At 41.6% G+C, this 16,274-nt stretch carries 15 protein-coding genes; 6 read left to right on the top strand and 9 right to left on the bottom strand.

The window, feature by feature from the left end; genetic code table 11:
• The first annotated feature begins 230 nt into the window (after positions 1 to 230).
• Together V7K44_RS14130 and V7K44_RS14125 are read left to right on the top strand one after the other, a co-directional pair.
• On the top strand, positions 231 to 749 hold the full coding sequence (locus V7K44_RS14130) for a DUF456 domain-containing protein (RefSeq protein WP_334932393.1): 519 nt from the start codon (positions 231 to 233) through the stop codon (positions 747 to 749).
• Positions 750 to 1,302: 553 nt separating this feature from the next.
• The gene (locus V7K44_RS14125) at positions 1,303 to 1,980 is read left to right on the top strand and encodes a PEP-CTERM sorting domain-containing protein (protein WP_334932391.1); all 678 of its coding nucleotides are present in this window, start codon (positions 1,303 to 1,305) and stop codon (positions 1,978 to 1,980) included.
• Between the two features lie 140 nt (positions 1,981 to 2,120).
• Here the strand turns inward: V7K44_RS14125 and nblB are convergent, their stop codons facing one another.
• From nblB to V7K44_RS14090, 7 genes are all read right to left on the bottom strand, one after another.
• Positions 2,121 to 2,786: a phycobilisome degradation protein NblB gene (gene nblB / locus V7K44_RS14120; protein WP_334932389.1), complete on the bottom strand. Its 666-nt coding sequence runs from the start codon at positions 2,784 to 2,786 to the stop codon at positions 2,121 to 2,123.
• A 93-nt stretch (positions 2,787 to 2,879) separates the two neighbouring features.
• Positions 2,880 to 3,344 carry a CBS domain-containing protein gene (locus V7K44_RS14115; RefSeq protein ID WP_334932387.1) on the bottom strand — a complete coding sequence of 155 codons (465 nt, stop codon included), beginning with the start codon at positions 3,342 to 3,344 and terminating at the stop codon, positions 2,880 to 2,882.
• Positions 3,345 to 3,511: 167 nt separating this feature from the next.
• Positions 3,512 to 3,928 (bottom strand): 8-oxo-dGTP diphosphatase MutT, encoded by a 417-nt coding sequence (gene mutT, locus V7K44_RS14110; protein WP_334932385.1) that lies wholly within the window; start codon positions 3,926 to 3,928, stop codon positions 3,512 to 3,514.
• 526 nt (positions 3,929 to 4,454) lie between these two features.
• A complete protein-coding gene (locus V7K44_RS14105; RefSeq protein WP_099102117.1) occupies positions 4,455 to 4,799 on the bottom strand; it encodes a DUF760 domain-containing protein in 345 nt (114 codons plus the stop codon).
• 223 nt (positions 4,800 to 5,022) lie between these two features.
• Positions 5,023 to 5,979 carry an RNA polymerase sigma factor, RpoD/SigA family gene (locus tag V7K44_RS14100; RefSeq protein WP_334932383.1) on the bottom strand — a complete coding sequence of 319 codons (957 nt, stop codon included), beginning with the start codon at positions 5,977 to 5,979 and terminating at the stop codon, positions 5,023 to 5,025.
• A 545-nt stretch (positions 5,980 to 6,524) separates the two neighbouring features.
• Positions 6,525 to 9,791 carry a carbamoyl-phosphate synthase large subunit gene (gene carB, locus V7K44_RS14095; protein WP_334932382.1) on the bottom strand — a complete coding sequence of 1,089 codons (3,267 nt, stop codon included), beginning with the start codon at positions 9,789 to 9,791 and terminating at the stop codon, positions 6,525 to 6,527.
• A 554-nt stretch (positions 9,792 to 10,345) separates the two neighbouring features.
• Positions 10,346 to 10,900: a Dps family protein gene (locus V7K44_RS14090; RefSeq protein WP_334932380.1), complete on the bottom strand. Its 555-nt coding sequence runs from the start codon at positions 10,898 to 10,900 to the stop codon at positions 10,346 to 10,348.
• A 454-nt stretch (positions 10,901 to 11,354) separates the two neighbouring features.
• Here V7K44_RS14090 and V7K44_RS14085 point away from each other — a divergent pair, with 454 nt between their 5' ends.
• The 3 genes from V7K44_RS14085 to V7K44_RS14075 all read left to right on the top strand — a co-directional run bounded on the left by V7K44_RS14085 (position 11,355) and on the right by V7K44_RS14075 (position 13,057).
• Positions 11,355 to 11,612 (top strand): Asr1405/Asl0597 family protein, encoded by a 258-nt coding sequence (locus V7K44_RS14085; protein WP_322731540.1) that lies wholly within the window; start codon positions 11,355 to 11,357, stop codon positions 11,610 to 11,612.
• Between the two features lie 63 nt (positions 11,613 to 11,675).
• On the top strand, positions 11,676 to 12,344 hold the full coding sequence (locus tag V7K44_RS14080; protein ID WP_334932376.1) for a (2Fe-2S) ferredoxin domain-containing protein: 669 nt from the start codon (positions 11,676 to 11,678) through the stop codon (positions 12,342 to 12,344).
• Positions 12,345 to 12,634: 290 nt separating this feature from the next.
• On the top strand, positions 12,635 to 13,057 hold the full coding sequence (locus V7K44_RS14075) for a hypothetical protein (protein ID WP_334932374.1): 423 nt from the start codon (positions 12,635 to 12,637) through the stop codon (positions 13,055 to 13,057).
• A 287-nt stretch (positions 13,058 to 13,344) separates the two neighbouring features.
• Here V7K44_RS14075 and V7K44_RS14070 read toward each other — a convergent pair whose 3' ends face one another.
• Both V7K44_RS14070 and V7K44_RS14065 read right to left on the bottom strand, forming a co-directional pair.
• On the bottom strand, positions 13,345 to 15,318 hold the full coding sequence (locus V7K44_RS14070) for an ATP-binding protein (protein ID WP_334932372.1): 1,974 nt from the start codon (positions 15,316 to 15,318) through the stop codon (positions 13,345 to 13,347).
• Positions 15,319 to 15,414: 96 nt separating this feature from the next.
• A complete protein-coding gene (locus tag V7K44_RS14065) occupies positions 15,415 to 15,753 on the bottom strand; it encodes a hypothetical protein (protein WP_334932370.1) in 339 nt (112 codons plus the stop codon).
• A 247-nt stretch (positions 15,754 to 16,000) separates the two neighbouring features.
• On the opposite strand from V7K44_RS14065, the gene V7K44_RS14060 reads away from it, so the two are divergent.
• Complete coding sequence (locus V7K44_RS14060) at positions 16,001 to 16,213, top strand: toxin-antitoxin system HicB family antitoxin (RefSeq protein ID WP_334932368.1); 213 nt, start codon at positions 16,001 to 16,003, stop codon at positions 16,211 to 16,213.
• Positions 16,214 to 16,274: the final 61 nt, after the last annotated feature.

Raw genomic sequence — 16,274 nt, 5'->3', positions numbered from 1 at the left:
TTAACGCTAAACCCGCTTGGTGACAACGTTTTGCCATCAACACCCTGCCTCTCCCATCCGTGAGAGGGGAGCTAGACATTCAATATCCCCTTCTCCCTTGGGAGAAGAGGTTAGGGGATGAGGGCGTGAGGGATTTGCAAAACGCCTGTCCGATATAGTTTTCGGGTTAAGTTGACACCAATGAGAGATGTGCGTCCCTATGAGAAAATTTGGAAATTTACAATTGATCTATGCAAATTATTTATTGGCTATTAGTTGCTGTAATGGTTGTGGGTATTATTGGTGCTGTAGTTCCAGCTATTCCTGGTAGCAGCTTAATTTTAATTGCAATTATTGTCTGGGGAATCGTTAGTAGTTCCTTTGCAGCTATCAAGATTCCCCTAATTGTGACAGTTCTAGTTTTACTACTCAGTGTCGGAGTGGATTTTTTAGCTAGCTATGTGGGAGCAAAACAAGCTGGAGCTAGCAAGTGGGGGCAAATTGGCGCAATTGTTGGTTTGGTGGTAGGATTTTTGGGATTATTACCAACTTTACCTTTTGGGGGACCACTGTTAGGAATTTTACTAGGCCCGCTTTTGGGAGCAATTATTGGTGAGTACCTGTACCGGCGCGAATTAGGGTTGGCGATTAAAGCGGGTATAGGAATTGTAGTTGGGTCTTTGGTTGGAAATTTGATTCAAGGGTTGTTAGCGATCGCCGCAGTTGTAGTTTTTGTTGTAACAACCTGGCCACAGGTATTTGGCTCTTAGCATTTGAAAAATCTTACAGATTTGAGAACCGTGTTAATAGCTAGCAATTAGCCGTTTGTTACAAACATTCAATTTGATCGCAAAGACTATCTATAATAAACAAATACAGCGTTTCCTCCCATTTATTCTATGAGAGGAACCTTTCAGTAAATATTGGCAACTCGAAAGATTATAGATACACTGCATACTCCATTGATCTAAAATCTGGCTTAGTAATACTAAGTATAAATAATCACTATTTTTGGACATTACGCAGATAGTTTTTATTAAAGTCAGAGCTATTGCCAATAATTCAAACCCTAGAGAGTAAGAGATATACGAAGCGCAGATATGTAAGAAATTAAAATTTTATGAAGACTATTTATTAGTTGAAGATGTGATGAAGACCACTCAGTAAATATTGCAGGTTCTAAGTCTATGTGATTTTATGGAGATAAGAAATACATCACGCAAGTTTCGCTTTCACTGACAGTATTTTAAATAGATTACTGATAGTAAAAGTCAAGCAATCAATTTCTCTGTTCCAGATTATTATTAGGACTCTCAAAGGCTCATGATTAATTTTAAATCTAAATTACTAAACGCTACTCTGGCTGCTAGTTTTGCAATCCCCTTGGCAACTGCTGGGATGTTTACATCTGCTGGTTCGGCTCAAGCTGTAACCTTGAACGGAAGTATTGGTCTTACTGGTACATCTATCGTTCCTAGTGATGGAATCAATCCAGCTAAGACTAGTATTAAATTTTTTGATATTGATAGTGTTGATACTGATGGTGATTTTAAATTCTTCTCACCGACCTTATCAGGCACAGGTATTACCATTAACACTTTAAATTTAACAAAGATAGCTAATCTACCAACAGTGGGAACAACCACAAGCGCTACATATTCTACAGGCGTTTACACTCCGTTCATTGATTTCGGATCGCGAACCTTGGGTAGTACTACTGCGCTTCTTACCTTTGATCTAGATGATTCTGTAGTTACCAGAATTCGGAAATCGACTACTAACATTAATGACGTAATATTGGATGGGATTACGGGCAAATTTAATTTCAATGGAAAAACTATTGGGGTTGGCAATTTGGGTGCTTCTCTTAATGGAAAAACAAGTGAGTACCACTTAACTCTCGAAGCAGTTAGCGTTCCTGAGCCAACCACAATGCTAGGTTTAGGTTTAGTTGGTGCTGGTATGGTTATGTCTCGCCGTCGCAAAAGTGTCATTCAATAGTCCTATCCTAAATATAAAAAAGTTACTTTTAACAACTAAAAGTAACTCTAATTAATCTATTTCGATCTGGCTGGAATGCAAAATTTACCAACCAGGTCGAATTTTTTATAGGCCAGACAAATCTATATTATTAGATAGACTTAAACTGACTGCAAAGAATTTTTGGCTTCGTTTGCGATCGCATCGACTTCATCATTAGCCAGAGTTTCTAATATAGATTTGGCTTCTGGATTACTCAAACGAGCCAAGGCTTGTACAAGTCTGTAACGAATTTGCCAATCTGGATTGGTAGCATAGGGAGCCAACAGAGGAACTGCTTGTACATCTCCCAAGTCACCCAAAGAACTAATAGCAGCAGTTTGGACTAATTCGTTTTCTGATGAAAGTGCCTCTTTGAGTAGTTCAAAGGCTCGTGGATCGCCCAACTCTCCTAATGTAGCAATAATACTGAATTGTATTAGCCATTCCCCAGTTGTATGATAAAGCTGCTGTAAATCTTCAAAGGCTTCATGTAACTTCAGAGCGCCCAAACAGTCTGCTGCTGCTGCTTGTACATCTACTTCGGAGTCATTAAGCAAGCGATCGCGCAAGATATCCAAGGATAATTGTAAATCTTGGGTTCCGAGTGTATCCATTTGACTCACCGCTGAATAACGGACACGGGAATTGCGATCGCCAATCGCACTTTGAATTAATTCAAAGCCAATCGCAGGTTCCAGTTCGCGGATTTGATTTACTGCACGTAAGCGATCGCCTAAATCCTCAGAACTGAGCAATTGCTTAACAGACTCCGGAGTAATACTCATTTAGTTATCCTTGATTTTCAAATGTATAAAAAACAGCCATTAGTTAATACTCAAGGGTCAAAAAACTCTTGAGTATTAACTAATGACAACTGACTAATCTTGACTAGCAGCCATAGCCCGAATAATATCACCACGAGTGAGAATACCAATTACTTGACCTGTACTCTCAAGTACTGGCAAGCGGTGAACGCTGCGATCGTGCATGATTGTAGCTGCTTCTCTTAAAGTTTTATCAGGGGAAATAGCGATCGGGTTTTTACTCATCACCTCCCCGACGGTTTGCCCTAGAGCCTTGTGCAAATCACGGTCATACGTAGCAGGATTTTTTAAATAGATAACACTATCAAGAAACATAATGTACGCAGGTGGAGTAACACCAGTTTCTTGCCACATCAAATCGGTTTCCGAGATAATGCCCACCAATTTACCGAGATCGTCCACAACAGGTAGTCCGCTGATATGGCGTTCTGCGAGAATTTGGATAGCTTCCTTGAGTGGAGTTTCCTCCCGGGCAACAATAGGATCGCGGCTCATCACATCGGCAACGGTTTTAGGCATTTATTTGCTGACACCTTAAATCAAAGTCCCTGCGCCTATTGTAGAAAATTGCGGTACTCAACCTGATGCAATTAATAGATTGTTACGGGATTCGTCATTTGTCATTTGTCATTGGGCATTGGTTATTAATTATTCTCCTCTGCTCCCCTGCTCCCTCTGCTTCTTTCCTAGCACCCACTTCCTTTCAATGCAGCAATAATTTGAGTATTTGCTTTCGGAAAAGTAAAATGCTCCAGTTCTTCCAAACTTACCCAGCGAATTTCATCGGATTCTAAAGGTTGGGGGACACCTGTAAGATGGCGGCAATAATGTACTGTGAGGGTAACGCGCAAGTTTGTATAACTGTGGTCAATAGTAATCAGATGCTCTCCCACTTCAATCACTATTCCCAGTTCTTCGGAAATTTCCCGTTGAATACATTCTTGGATGGTTTCACCAGGCTCAATTTTACCACCAGGAAATTCCCACAAACCACCCATTTCTCCTTCTGGACGACGACGGTCAATTAAAATTTGCTTTTGGTCATTCCAAATTACTGCAACACCAATGATTTTATGGGGTGGGAAAGAACTGCTTTCACTCATAGTTAAATAGGGAGTAGGGAAATAATTCCTGAATTTTGATTCTTGACTAATAACAAAACTCGGCAGACTAGTTGTAACTCTGCCGAGTTTTGATTTATTGCAAAGGTGATTTAGCACTGTTCGTTTATCCACAAATGTGCATTCATCATTTATAAATAAGCCTCTAATATCATATTCGGTTAAAGAGTTATTGTTCAGACCGCAAAAAGGCTTAGACGATAGGAATTTTTATGCTTTCTGCATAGGCTCGGGAGTTATAACTAACTAGCCTGACATCAGATAAATTGAATTAATCACAAAATTACAGAAGTTCGCAGAGAAGCGAAATCAAAGACTCCGCGTTCGTCTGCGTTGAAATTTCAACCTGAATTCGTCACTATTTTGGATATGTTAGAAAACTTAGCTGATGTATAATCGGGAATTAGCAGCAAAAATTTTGCAGAGACTTATTTTCAAGTCGCATCGCTGTAACTATGATTAGCTCTCAGTCCAACAATATTGATTGAATTTCCCAAATGTTACATTTCTAGTCAATTTCGCTGTTGTCGGTTTCAGATCCTTGTAGCGCCATTTCAAAATTCATTCTCTGTTCAGCGTTACGCAAGAAATAACCACTAATCATCGCAGAAGCAAGAAGCCTACCTAGATTTTCCCGATTTGTGGTTACAGTAACACCAAAGTGTTCTGAAGGTAGATTACCCAATAGTCCTGTAATATTCCGTTCCATCACCTGAAAGACTTCGGCAGACGTGGGTTTGGATAGCTGGGTAACTGTCTCTGGACTCAAGGATTTAACGTACTGCCAGAGTAAATCGTTAGTTTCTGATTCGCTATTAAAAAATTCTGAGACACGATTGGATGGGTTACTCATTTTTTAGCTCCTTAACTACCACTATTGGCTGCGGTGCTTGTGATTGGAATATTAAATGTCTGTTTTGGATTTAGACTTAGTTATTTTGTCTTCCTGTCAACTAATGTAACAGCCTAGCGCAAGAGTGGAAGTAGGTGTAACCGTACCAAAGTCAGCGTATTTTCTCACCCCAATAAATAGGTGAGGAGTGGGGAGTTAGTTACAAACTCATCACTCCTAACTTCTAACTCGCCAAATATTCATCCATATTGGCTTTAGACTTGCGAAGTTTGCTTAAGGCTTCCCGCTCAATTTGTCGGACTCGTTCTCGACTGATGTTCAATATTTCACCAATTCTAGCCAGAGTCAGGGCTTGCCCATCAGTTAAGCCAAAGCGCAGTGTAATTACTTCCCTCTGTTGTGGTGTGAGATCGCCCATCAGACGATCTAAGTCATAAGATAGGGAAGATTGCATAACAAACTCTTCGGGAGAAGCACCTGGATCTTCCAGCATTTCTCCGAGTTCGGTGTCGTAGTTATCACCCAGACGCAAATCCAAGGAAAGAGGCAAACGCGCCTTTTCTAAATACTCTCGTACTTGTTTGGGGGTCAATTCTAATTCTTCAGCTAGCTCCCCAGCCGTAGGAGCGCGTCCCAATTTTTGAGACAATTGGCGCTGTGCCTTTTTAATCTTATTTAATTTTTCGGTGATATGAATCGGCAACCGAATGGTGCGAGCTTTTTCGGCTATAGCACGAGTAATCGCTTGCCGAATCCACCAATAGGCATAAGTAGAAAATCTGTACCCTTTGGTGGGGTCAAACTTTTCTACGCCTCGTTGCATACCAATGCTACCTTCTTGGATCAAGTCCAGTAAATCGACGTTGCGCTTGATGTATTTTTTGGCAACGGACACTACCAGCCGCAAATTGGCTTCTACCATCTTGCGTTTGGCAATTTCACCATCTGCGATCGCTTCGTTCAACTCTGCTGGTTCTAGGTTTGTTGCTGTGGCCCACTCTTCTAGAGTCGGTTGACGATCTAGCTGGGTGGTAAGAGATTCTCTTGATTCGTGCAAAGCACAGGAACGTTGCACCTGTTTACCATAGAAAATCTCTTCCTCGTGTGTTAAGAGTGGCACACGGCCAATCTCACGCAGGTAAGTCCGCACGAGGTCTGTGGCTGTCTGAGCGGTCTTCATGGCGCTACTCTTTGGTAATGATGGGGTTGGCGGTAGGGTCATTAAGGGATAGATGCTTTCTTTATTAGGGTGCTACCCAGTCAGACTGGGAACCCATGTTATGGTTTGCAACTTACGCGCCTGAGAAACTCGGCTGCTCATAATCATCAAATTTAGGCTTGTTAACTGCTAAAACTACAGTTATTTCCTAGTTTTCACAAGTATCTACAGTTAGATAAAAGGTTGCTTTTTAAACATTTTTTATGGAAGTCCTATGAACAATTGTAACATTTATGAGAAGATTTTGGCTAGATAACGACATGAAATCTACTGGTTTTTCCAGTTAATGCAACGTTGCCCTCTATCTTAAGGCTGACTAAAAGTCAATTTAAGAAATTATCTGGTTCAAATAATTTTCCTCATATTTGTTAAAGTATCTCAATGAGAACTATATTCATTCTCTTCTAACAATTGTTTAATTTTTTCTGGGAATTGGGCATGGGGCATTGGGCATTAGTTATTAATTATTCTCCACTGCTCCCCTGCCCCCCTGCTCTTCTGCTTCCCTAAACCCTCGCAATCGGGCAATACTCTTGGATAGTTTTTACATCCAAAGTCGTATTTTGTAAGGAACGGATGGCGGCGACGGTAGCTTTTGCACCGGCGATGGTAGTAATGATGGGAATTTTGTAAGCTAAGGCTGTGCGGCGGATTAACCTAGCATCAGTCTGAGCTTCTTCCCCTGAAGGTGTGTTGATAATAAGTTGAATCTTCTTGTTTTTGATCGCATCAAGGACATGGGGACGACCTTCATGGAGTTTTAAGACTAATTCAATCTTTAGCCCCTGTTCCAGAAGAACTCGGCGTGTACCAAGGGTAGCCATCACTGTAAAGCCCAAATCGATAAATTCTTTCACCACACCACTTGCAGCAGCTTTATCGCGATCGCTCATTGATACAAATACAGTTCCCGTCAGTGGTAAACGCTCCCCAGCACCCAATTCCGCTTTGGCAAAAGCACGGCCAAAGTCGCTGTCAATCCCCATCACCTCACCAGTGGATCTCATTTCTGGGCCCAATATTGTATCAGTTCCTGGGAATTTATTAAAGGGTAATACAGCTTCTTTTACAGCAATGTGAGTTGGGATGACTTCTTCGGTGAAATGTAGCTCCTCTAAGGTTTTACCCGACATAATTAAGGATGCTAGTTTTGCCAACTGTACACCTGTCGCTTTAGATACAAAGGGCACTGTGCGCGAGGCGCGGGGGTTGGCTTCTAGAATGTAAACTTGGGGAGAATAGCTGCTTGCACCGACAACGGCAAATTGGATATTCATCAACCCCACGACTGACAGCGCTTGCGCTAGCTGCACCGTCCAAGTGCGAATTTGATTGAGAACAGCTGGTGATAGGGAAATGGAAGGTAAGGAACAAGCGGAATCTCCTGAGTGAATTCCTGCTTGTTCAATGTGTTCCATGATGCCACCAATGACTACCCGTCCTGTATGATCGGCGATCGCATCGACATCGACTTCAATGGCGTTTTCCAAAAACTTATCAATCAAAATTGGATGTTCTGGTTCCACTAGTACCGCAAAGGTCATGTAGCGTTCCAACTCAGCATCCGAATAAACGATTTCCATCGCCCGTCCCCCCAACACATAGCTGGGACGCACCACCACCGGATAGCCAATACGTTTAGCAACAATCAGCGCATCTTCGTAACTCCGGGCGATACCATTAGGCGGTTGAGAAATATTCAACTGTTGGAGAATCTTTTCAAACCGTTCCCGGTTTTCTGCCATGTCGATGGAATCTGGGGATGTACCCCAAATTTTAGTGAGGAGTCCTGATGTGTCATTGTTAAGAAACTCTTGTAAAGGAATAGCCAACTTTAGCGGTGTTTGTCCGCCAAATTGGATAATCACCCCGACTGGATTTTCAGTTTCGATGATGTTAAGAACATCTTCTTTTGTTAAAGGCTCAAAGTAAAGGCGATCGCTAGTATCGTAATCTGTTGAAACTGTCTCTGGGTTAGAGTTGACCATAATCGTCTCATACCCCGCTTTCTTCAAAGCATAAGCGGCGTGGCAACAACAATAGTCAAACTCAATTCCCTGTCCAATGCGGTTGGGGCCACCACCCAAAATCAACACTTTTGGCTTGGTTGCGGGCATTACCTCTGTTTCTTCTTCGTAGGTAGAGTAGTAGTAGGGGGTAAAGGCTTCAAACTCAGCGGCGCAGGTATCTACAGTTTTGTAAACTGGGATGATTCCTAGTGACTTGCGGTAGGCGCGAACTTCATCTTCGGTGGTTTTGGTGGCATAGGCAATCTGGCGATCGCTATATCCGTCTCGCTTTACTCCATAAAGTTGCTCTTTTGTCAATTGCTGCAATGGTGTCCGCTTGAGGAATTTCTCGACATCTAGCAGTTGCTGAAATTTATCTAGGAACCACGGGTCAATACCAGTCAGTTCATAGATTTCCTCAGCACTAATCCCTAGTTGCAAGGCATGGCGCACGGAGAAAATGCGATCGGGGTTAGGTGTCCGCAGTTGGGCGCGAATTTGTTCGCCACTAGGTAATTTTTCGGCTTTGTCGCAACCCCAACCAGCGCGTCCTGTTTCGAGCGATCGCAGTGCCTTTTGGAAGGATTCATTGAATGTACGCCCAATTGCCATTGCTTCCCCAACTGATTTCATTTGGGTTGTCAGTACTGGGTCAGAACCGGGGAATTTTTCAAAGGCGAAGCGGGGGATTTTTGTCACCACATAGTCAATTGTCGGCTCAAATGATGCGGGAGTTTTCTTGGTGATGTCATTTTTAATTTCATCCAAGGTGTAGCCCACAGCCAATTTTGCCGCCATTTTGGCAATGGGGAAACCCGTAGCTTTGGAAGACAAAGCTGAACTGCGGGAAACGCGGGGGTTCATTTCAATTACAACCACATCACCATTCAGCGGATTGACAGCAAATTGAATATTAGAACCACCAGTTTCCACACCTATCTCACGGATGATTTTAATTGCCATATCCCGCAGCCTTTGATATTCTTTATCAGTCAGGGTTTGCGCAGGAGCGACGGTAATTGAATCCCCGGTGTGAATGCCCATTGGGTCAAGGTTTTCGATGGAGCAGATAATCACCACGTTATCTGCCAAGTCACGCATCACTTCGAGTTCATATTCTTTCCAGCCGAGTAAAGACTGGTCAATGAGAATTTGCGAAACGGGGCTGGCATCTATACCCACCTGTGCCATTTCTTCAAATTCTTCTTGGTTGTAGGCAATGCCGCCGCCACTTCCGCCCATTGTGAAGGCAGGACGAATAATTAGGGGATAAGTACCAATTTGGCGGGCAACAGCTTTGGCTTCTTCCAAAGTTTCGGCTGTGTCGCTGGGACACACAGCTACCCCAATCCTTGCCATTGCTTCACCAAACAGTTTTCGATCTTCGGCTTTTTCGATCGCTGGGAGTTTAGCGCCGATTAACTCAACACCATACTTTTCCAACACTCCATTTTTGGCTAAAGCAACGGCGAGATTGAGGGCGGTTTGTCCTCCCATCGTTGGTAGTAGAGCATCAGGGCGTTCTTTTTCGATGACTTTTTCGACCAATTCCGGCGTTAACGGCTCAATGTAAGTGCGATCGGCCGTTTCCGGGTCGGTCATAATCGTTGCAGGGTTGGAGTTGACCAAAATCACTTCATAGCCTTCTTCTCGCAGCGCTTTGCAGGCTTGAGTGCCAGAGTAGTCAAACTCACAGGCTTGTCCGATCACAATTGGACCAGAACCTAACAGTAGAATCTTCTGGAGGTCGTCACGGCGGGGCATAGTCGTTGCCTTGGAATATGAGAATAGAAATCCTGATCATTTTAAGGGTCTTTACCCCCTCTGGTGCTTTTTATTATTAAGTTTTCTAAGTTTGATGACAGGAAGGGAGTGGGGATTGGGGCATAGGGTACAGGTGAGAGGGTACAGATTATTCTCTGTTACCTGTTACCTGTCACCTCTCCCCTAACCCAAATACCCAATGCCCAATGATTATTTTGTATTTCTAATTTTATTTAATTATGATGCTCAAATTTCTAAAGCTTTTGCGAATCTTTATTATTTAATCTGATAACTCTTGCAATAAATGATGATTTATTTTGGTATGTATCTGTCCGCCTATTTATGTACAAATAGATTACTTAGATAAAAATTTATCTTAACTAGCTAATTGCTAAATATTTTCAACGTTAAATATTATATAAATATGTTTACTTAGATTAAAAATGGCAGAGAAATAGGGATACCATTCTCTGCCATTTTTTATAATATTTTAATAGTTGGTGCTGCCAACTTTTACTTTCAGTCTAGTTAGACAAATCTAAATTATGAGAATTTTAGCTTTGAGCTGCTTGGACAAACCCTAAAGTTAAGCTGTCTTTGGCGAGGAAGTGAGATAAATGATACGCACGTTCCTCAGTTTTCAACAAAATCTTTTCGTATAGATAGCGAGTGCCCCGATCGCCTAAGCTCTCTGCCTGAGCGGCTTGGCGACGAATTACACCAATGATTGCTTGTTCGGCAGCTAGGTCATTTTCCACCATTTGGCGAGAGGAATATACGCCTTCAGATTCTTGCTCAAAACAGGTTAATTCTGCTAATTTGCTGAAGGTAGCTACTGGCACACCACCCAGTCCATCTAAACGTTCTCCAATTTCATGAACGTGGTCTTGTACTTGGTTGTAGCTTTCGTTAAAAAACTCATGCAGAGAGTAAAATTCTGATCCTTCAACTACAAAATGATGCTTTTGGTACTGCAAGTACAGTGCCTGGAAACTAGCTAATACAACGTTAAATCCTTCTGTAACTGGAGCAGTTACGCTGTGATCTAGCAACACAGGATTGTCATAAACATGACCAAAGTTCCGTAACAAAGTTTGCATTTCAGCCATTGTTCTCCTCGCTATTTAGCAATTATAGATTTTAACTGCTTATTCTTTACATATTAACATTTTCACAATAATAGCAAGCCAATTTGCCATCACAAGATTTTGTATTTTTGTTTACTAAAAGTCTTAAGTTTATCATTGGCTAAATTATGGCAAGCTCATCAAGTTGTGTATATTTCTCATTCCTGTTTACATGAAAAGTTAAATGTGCATATATTCCGAAGGAGTGAGGGGAGATGGAGGAGTAAATGCCTCCTTGCCCTAATACTCCTTGTCATCCCCCCGATCTCTCTCATGGGGCGATCGCAAGAATTTTATTTTTTTTGCAAAATTAATGAGAATTGTTTGCACTTAAGGTATGCTGGTTTTAAGAGGCTAGACTACTAAGATTTTCAAAAAGCAGGGAGTTAAATGGCGGTAGTTACTGCAAGTTTGTTGCACTTTGAGGGCAATTCTCTTGAAATCGTATAGTTCAGAAATAGAAATAAACCACCTTGTAGAGGTGAATTGGGTAGACCGCTGGCAAGTCTATCAACGCTTAGAGGAGTTAGACATTCCCTGTAGTTGTGCGGCTAACCAGCCATTAAAAGTTGAAATTAGCAATCCGACTGCGGCTGTTCAACTTTGGAGTGTAATACGGCGATTTACAGCTTCTCGTCAAGACCAGATTTGGACTCTTGAGTGTTGCTGGAAAAGTCGTTATCAACAGTTCTAATTTTTAGCTACTGCTGAGAATATCTTGCTTGACAGCTTGTATTAGTTAAAAGGAGCTTAAAAAATGGGTGCATCTCACAATATGGAAGTATCAGAATTTTGCCTTGAGGGCAGATTTATAGATTTTGTTATTAAAGACGGCTATAAGCTGAAAGGTTTACTGCTAAGTACTCATGAGGGTGAATGCTACATTAAACTTGCTAAACACTTACGGGCTACTTTTGATTTGCGGCTACCAGCAGGTACTTGGCTACAAGTTGTTGGTTATAAAGAATACGATATAAAAAAAGACAAAGTTACACTGAAAGCTGAACGTGTGATGGCGGCGCGTTCTGAAATAGCAACAATTCAAACGATCGCAGCACCACAAGAACCCCCATCTATTGATAATGTCAAGGTAAAACCAGCTAAGACTAAGGCCACGATTTTGGTGTGTCAAAAGTCTGATTGTATGAAACGTGGTGGTAAAGCAGTTTGTCAGGCGTTGGAGGCGGCTTTAAGCGATCGCGGTTTAGAAGACCAAGTTACAATCAAGGGCACTGGTTGTATGAAGAACTGTAAAGCTGGGCCGAATTTAGTAATGCCAGATAAAACCCGCCATAGCCGAATTCAAGCTGCACAGGTTCCCGCCTTGATGAATCAGCATTTTGGCGACAAAGATTTAGAAGCACAGCCTGAGAATTTAAGGGAAGTAGCGACATTTAATGGCAAACTTTGGGGAAGTAGTTCATAAAATCTTGACATTTGAATGAGAAAGCTTAATAATATCTTCTCAAGTGTGTTCCGTTAATACTCGGCCGTAAAGTCCGCTAGAAGTTTGCAATAAAATCAAAAAACTGGCTTTAATTAAGGCCAGTTTTTTGAATGAATAGAGTTTAAATTAAGCAATTTTTAACCGGAATGCTTAGGTAATTTGGAAAGGTTCAAAGAAAGTGATTGATTGGTGAGTAAGTAAACGCATTGAGGCTTGTTGTTGGACATCGCTTACAGTTGAAGCGTCAATCATCAATGACTTAAAAACAAATGCCACATCACCTTCAGTGGATATACATCGTTTTTTTGCCACTTAGCACGATAGTCATGATTTTTCTATTCCGTCATGACTGGAATCGCCTCGCTAAACTCTACCGCACCGAAGAAGCACCGCCACAAAATTTCTCTCGAATGCAAAACGGTTCTGTGGGTTTAGTTCACTATAAAGCAACTTTAAATGTTGGTATAACTCCTCAAGGGATTTATTTGAGTATTTTCCCTTTATTTAGCTTTGGGCTTACGCCGTTGTTGATTCCCTGGAGTGCCATTAGGAAAATTGAACTTGCTAACCAACTATTTATTGAGCGTTTTCGTTTGTATCTGAGTTCGCCAAAAGTCACTTTGATTTTAAACAAAGATATTTTGGAATCAGGTAAAGAATTTTTAGCCTCACAGGGATTTGAGTGGATTTAGACAAATCCCGTTTTTAGCTGGCTGATATCATTTTGAATTTTAAATTTTGGATTGTGTATCTTACAGTGAAGCAAGCTATGCGTAGTGTCTCATTTAGATACAGAATTACATTGAGCGATCGCTACACTTTCTCATAAGAAAGGAAAAATAGCTTAATATTTTTATGTAATTGCGTTCAGCCGTTAGTCTCCCGAATCCAAGTTAGCTGAGATATTGCGCTTACCTGTTTCTGTGCCAGAGGTTGAAATCCCAGACTCATAGTGCAAGTCCACTGAAATAGACTTGCATTATGAGAGAAGAAATTGATTAGCAGTTTCTTGTTGGGACTTGTGGGTTTGCTCAAGGGTAGGTTGCAAATTACATGACTTAGTTAGACAAGACTGCAACAACTGTCGCATGGATGTAGCTTGCAGATGGTCAGGGAAGACAATTAAAAAGTCATTTAGGTCTTGGATAGCTTCATCAATAGATTCTGAGGAAGCACCCTTTGATAACGCATAGCGATATAAATGGTCTGCTTGTTGAATGTATTGAGCAGCCAAACAGTAAAGGGCTAAATTAAAAGCATTACGCCAGTCTTTAGGATTTTTTTTGCAATGCTCTGTAGCCAGCTTGATAGCAGGTACTAAGCAAGTTCGTGCTTTGGCTGGTTGCTTAAGGGCTAAGTAGACTAAAGCACGATTATACCTAGCATCTTCATAGCGTTTTTCCTCATCAGCTTTTAACCCATTTGCTAACTGCTTACCCCAATACTGAACTTCAGCAGAATCCGCATCTTTGCCAGCCTGAAGCATTGTTTTTGCATATTGTTGGGCAAACGTGGGTTGATTTTTGAGTGCAGTCAGAAATTCATTCAGAGCTACCAATAAATTCTTTTGCGGTGACTGACATAATTTATGGTACAACACGTTTAATGTGTGACTTTGCCAGCTAGGATCGCGCTGTTTCTTATCTTCCTCTAACTGCAAATCGTTCCGCAGGCTGTCATAATATTGTGCCAACTTACCATGTATGTCAGCCCAACCTTGCGGTGATGAAAGGCGTTTGTGGCATAACATTTGGGTTTTGACGACATCATGATAAACCCAGCCATTGCTACGTTCGTTGATAAAAGATGTTTCTTTCAGCCAAGAAAATAGCTCATCAGCTTCTTCTTCTGTTCTTAACTTGGCTATAACATCCCGGTTCAAGCACCGAGGAATGGCAGCATCAAGCACCATTTGTCGCCGTTTGGGGTCGTCAATCCATCTTAAAAAGCTTTTTACAGCACTGTTGCTAGGCTCAATTATCTGGTTGGGGTGATTGGGATGAGCATCTGCTAGCATTTCTATTAGCAGGGGTAAGTTTCCAGAAACGTTTAAAATTACTTCAACAATACGACTGTCTGTAATGCCTTTCCGAGTTAGATAGTGTTGGGCTTCTTCTTCTGTAAACGGTTCTAGAGGCAAACGAGCTATTAATCCTTCGTAGGATGCCCAGTCATTTTTATCTAATTCTTGCCGACTGGCAACGATCATTAATATATTGGCAGATACTTTACCGTGCTGGTTCTCAAAAATTTCCCATAACCAGTTCTCTAGGAATTCTCCGGTGCGTTCTGAGGTATCGAAAAACAGGACAACAGGAGTTTTCTCAGCAATTTTAGAAATATCTTGCAAAAATAGCGGGGTCAGAACTTCTTTAGGTTCTTTAACTAAATGTACCTCATCTTTATTTGTTATTTTCTTTGCAACATAAGATGCCCATTCTCCGGCTTGGGTAGCCAAAGCATCCTCATCTACAAAGTCAAATACAGTACCACCAACGGGAACTCGACGCGCCAGATGCACACCAGTTTTTACCATAGTTTTCCCGACAAAAGCGGAAAAGCCTTGAGGAGCTTCTGGATCTGTTTTTAATTCTTGGCACTTTTGGCAGTAAACTTTATAGCGATCGCTAAACTGCGTTAGTTTGTAACCTTGCTGTTCTAACTCTTCAGCTATACGACCCATGACTTCTGGTATGGTTTTTTCAGCTTCATCGATGTAAGCCGAAATCATTTTTGCTTCGTCAGCAATTTTCCGAAACTGCCGCAGCAAAGTAGTTTTACCAACTCCGCCTTGACCAGAAACGTTAAACAGAAAACAATGGCGATTGTCTTCTACTGGTAATGCTAAATTTTGGCGAAATCGGTTTATTTGGTCTTCACGACCGACAAAATTTGATTGTTGACGTTGCTTAACAATATCTTGTAAACTCTTGGGCTTGTCTTGGGTGTTCATAACAAGATTTAATTTTGAGGCGCTAATTGTTCTAAAAAGAACTACCGAATATACAAAATGTATTTCGGATTTTCCCAAGCTTTTTTGAGGTAATTTTTAGGCGTTGACCTTCTGAGGCTCGACGTTGACCTTTTGAGGCTCGACGTTGACCTTTTGAGGCTCAATGTTGACCTTCTGAGGCTCGACGTTGACCTTTTGAGGCTCGACGTTGACCTTTTGAGGCTCAATGTTGACCTTCTGAGGCTCGACGTTGACCTTCTGAGGCTCAACTTTGACCTTTTGAGGCTCAACTTTGACCTTTTGAGGCTCAACTTTGACCTTCTGAAGCTCGACGTTGACCTTCTGAGGCTCGATATTGACCTTCTGAGGCTCAAAAATGCCTTGGCGATTAGAAATCGCGGCTACACAGACAAAACCCACCTGCGTAGGTTTCAAGAATTTTTGGATACAAAACGCGAAAAGGGCATAACAATGTTATGCCCCTACAAATTATGTGTATTTTAGTAAGTTTACAACTGGTATAATTGCCTTTTTAAAGCTTTAGCTAACTGGGACTTTGCGTTGCTTTTTCTTAGAGCATTGATTCCTAAGCCGAGAACCAGTATCATCCCTCTATGACAGTTCCACAAGTGAAATATTGACACCTGCCTGCGGAGTTTTTGCAATCTATTGGAGCATTGTCATGAGCAACCTCAGCGTCCAGCTTTCTGACTCTTTGTACAAAAGTTTGCAGGAACTTGCCAAACAAGATGGGATTTCTATCGATCAGTTTGTGGCGACAGCAGTTGCAGAGAAAATTGCTGCATTAACAACTGAAAATTTATCTAGGGGAGTTAGCAAAGCGAGGCAGTCGAGAAAAATACGACGCAGTTTTAGCAAAAGTACCAGATATTGAACCGGAATCTTACGATCAATTACCTACAGCTTAATAACAAAGCGATCGCCTACGATTTGTC

This window comes from Nostoc sp. (genome assembly GCF_036917235.1).
Classification (GTDB): Bacteria; Cyanobacteriota; Cyanobacteriia; order Cyanobacteriales; family Nostocaceae; genus Nostoc.
This window is presented reverse-complemented; position numbering and strand designations above follow the sequence as displayed.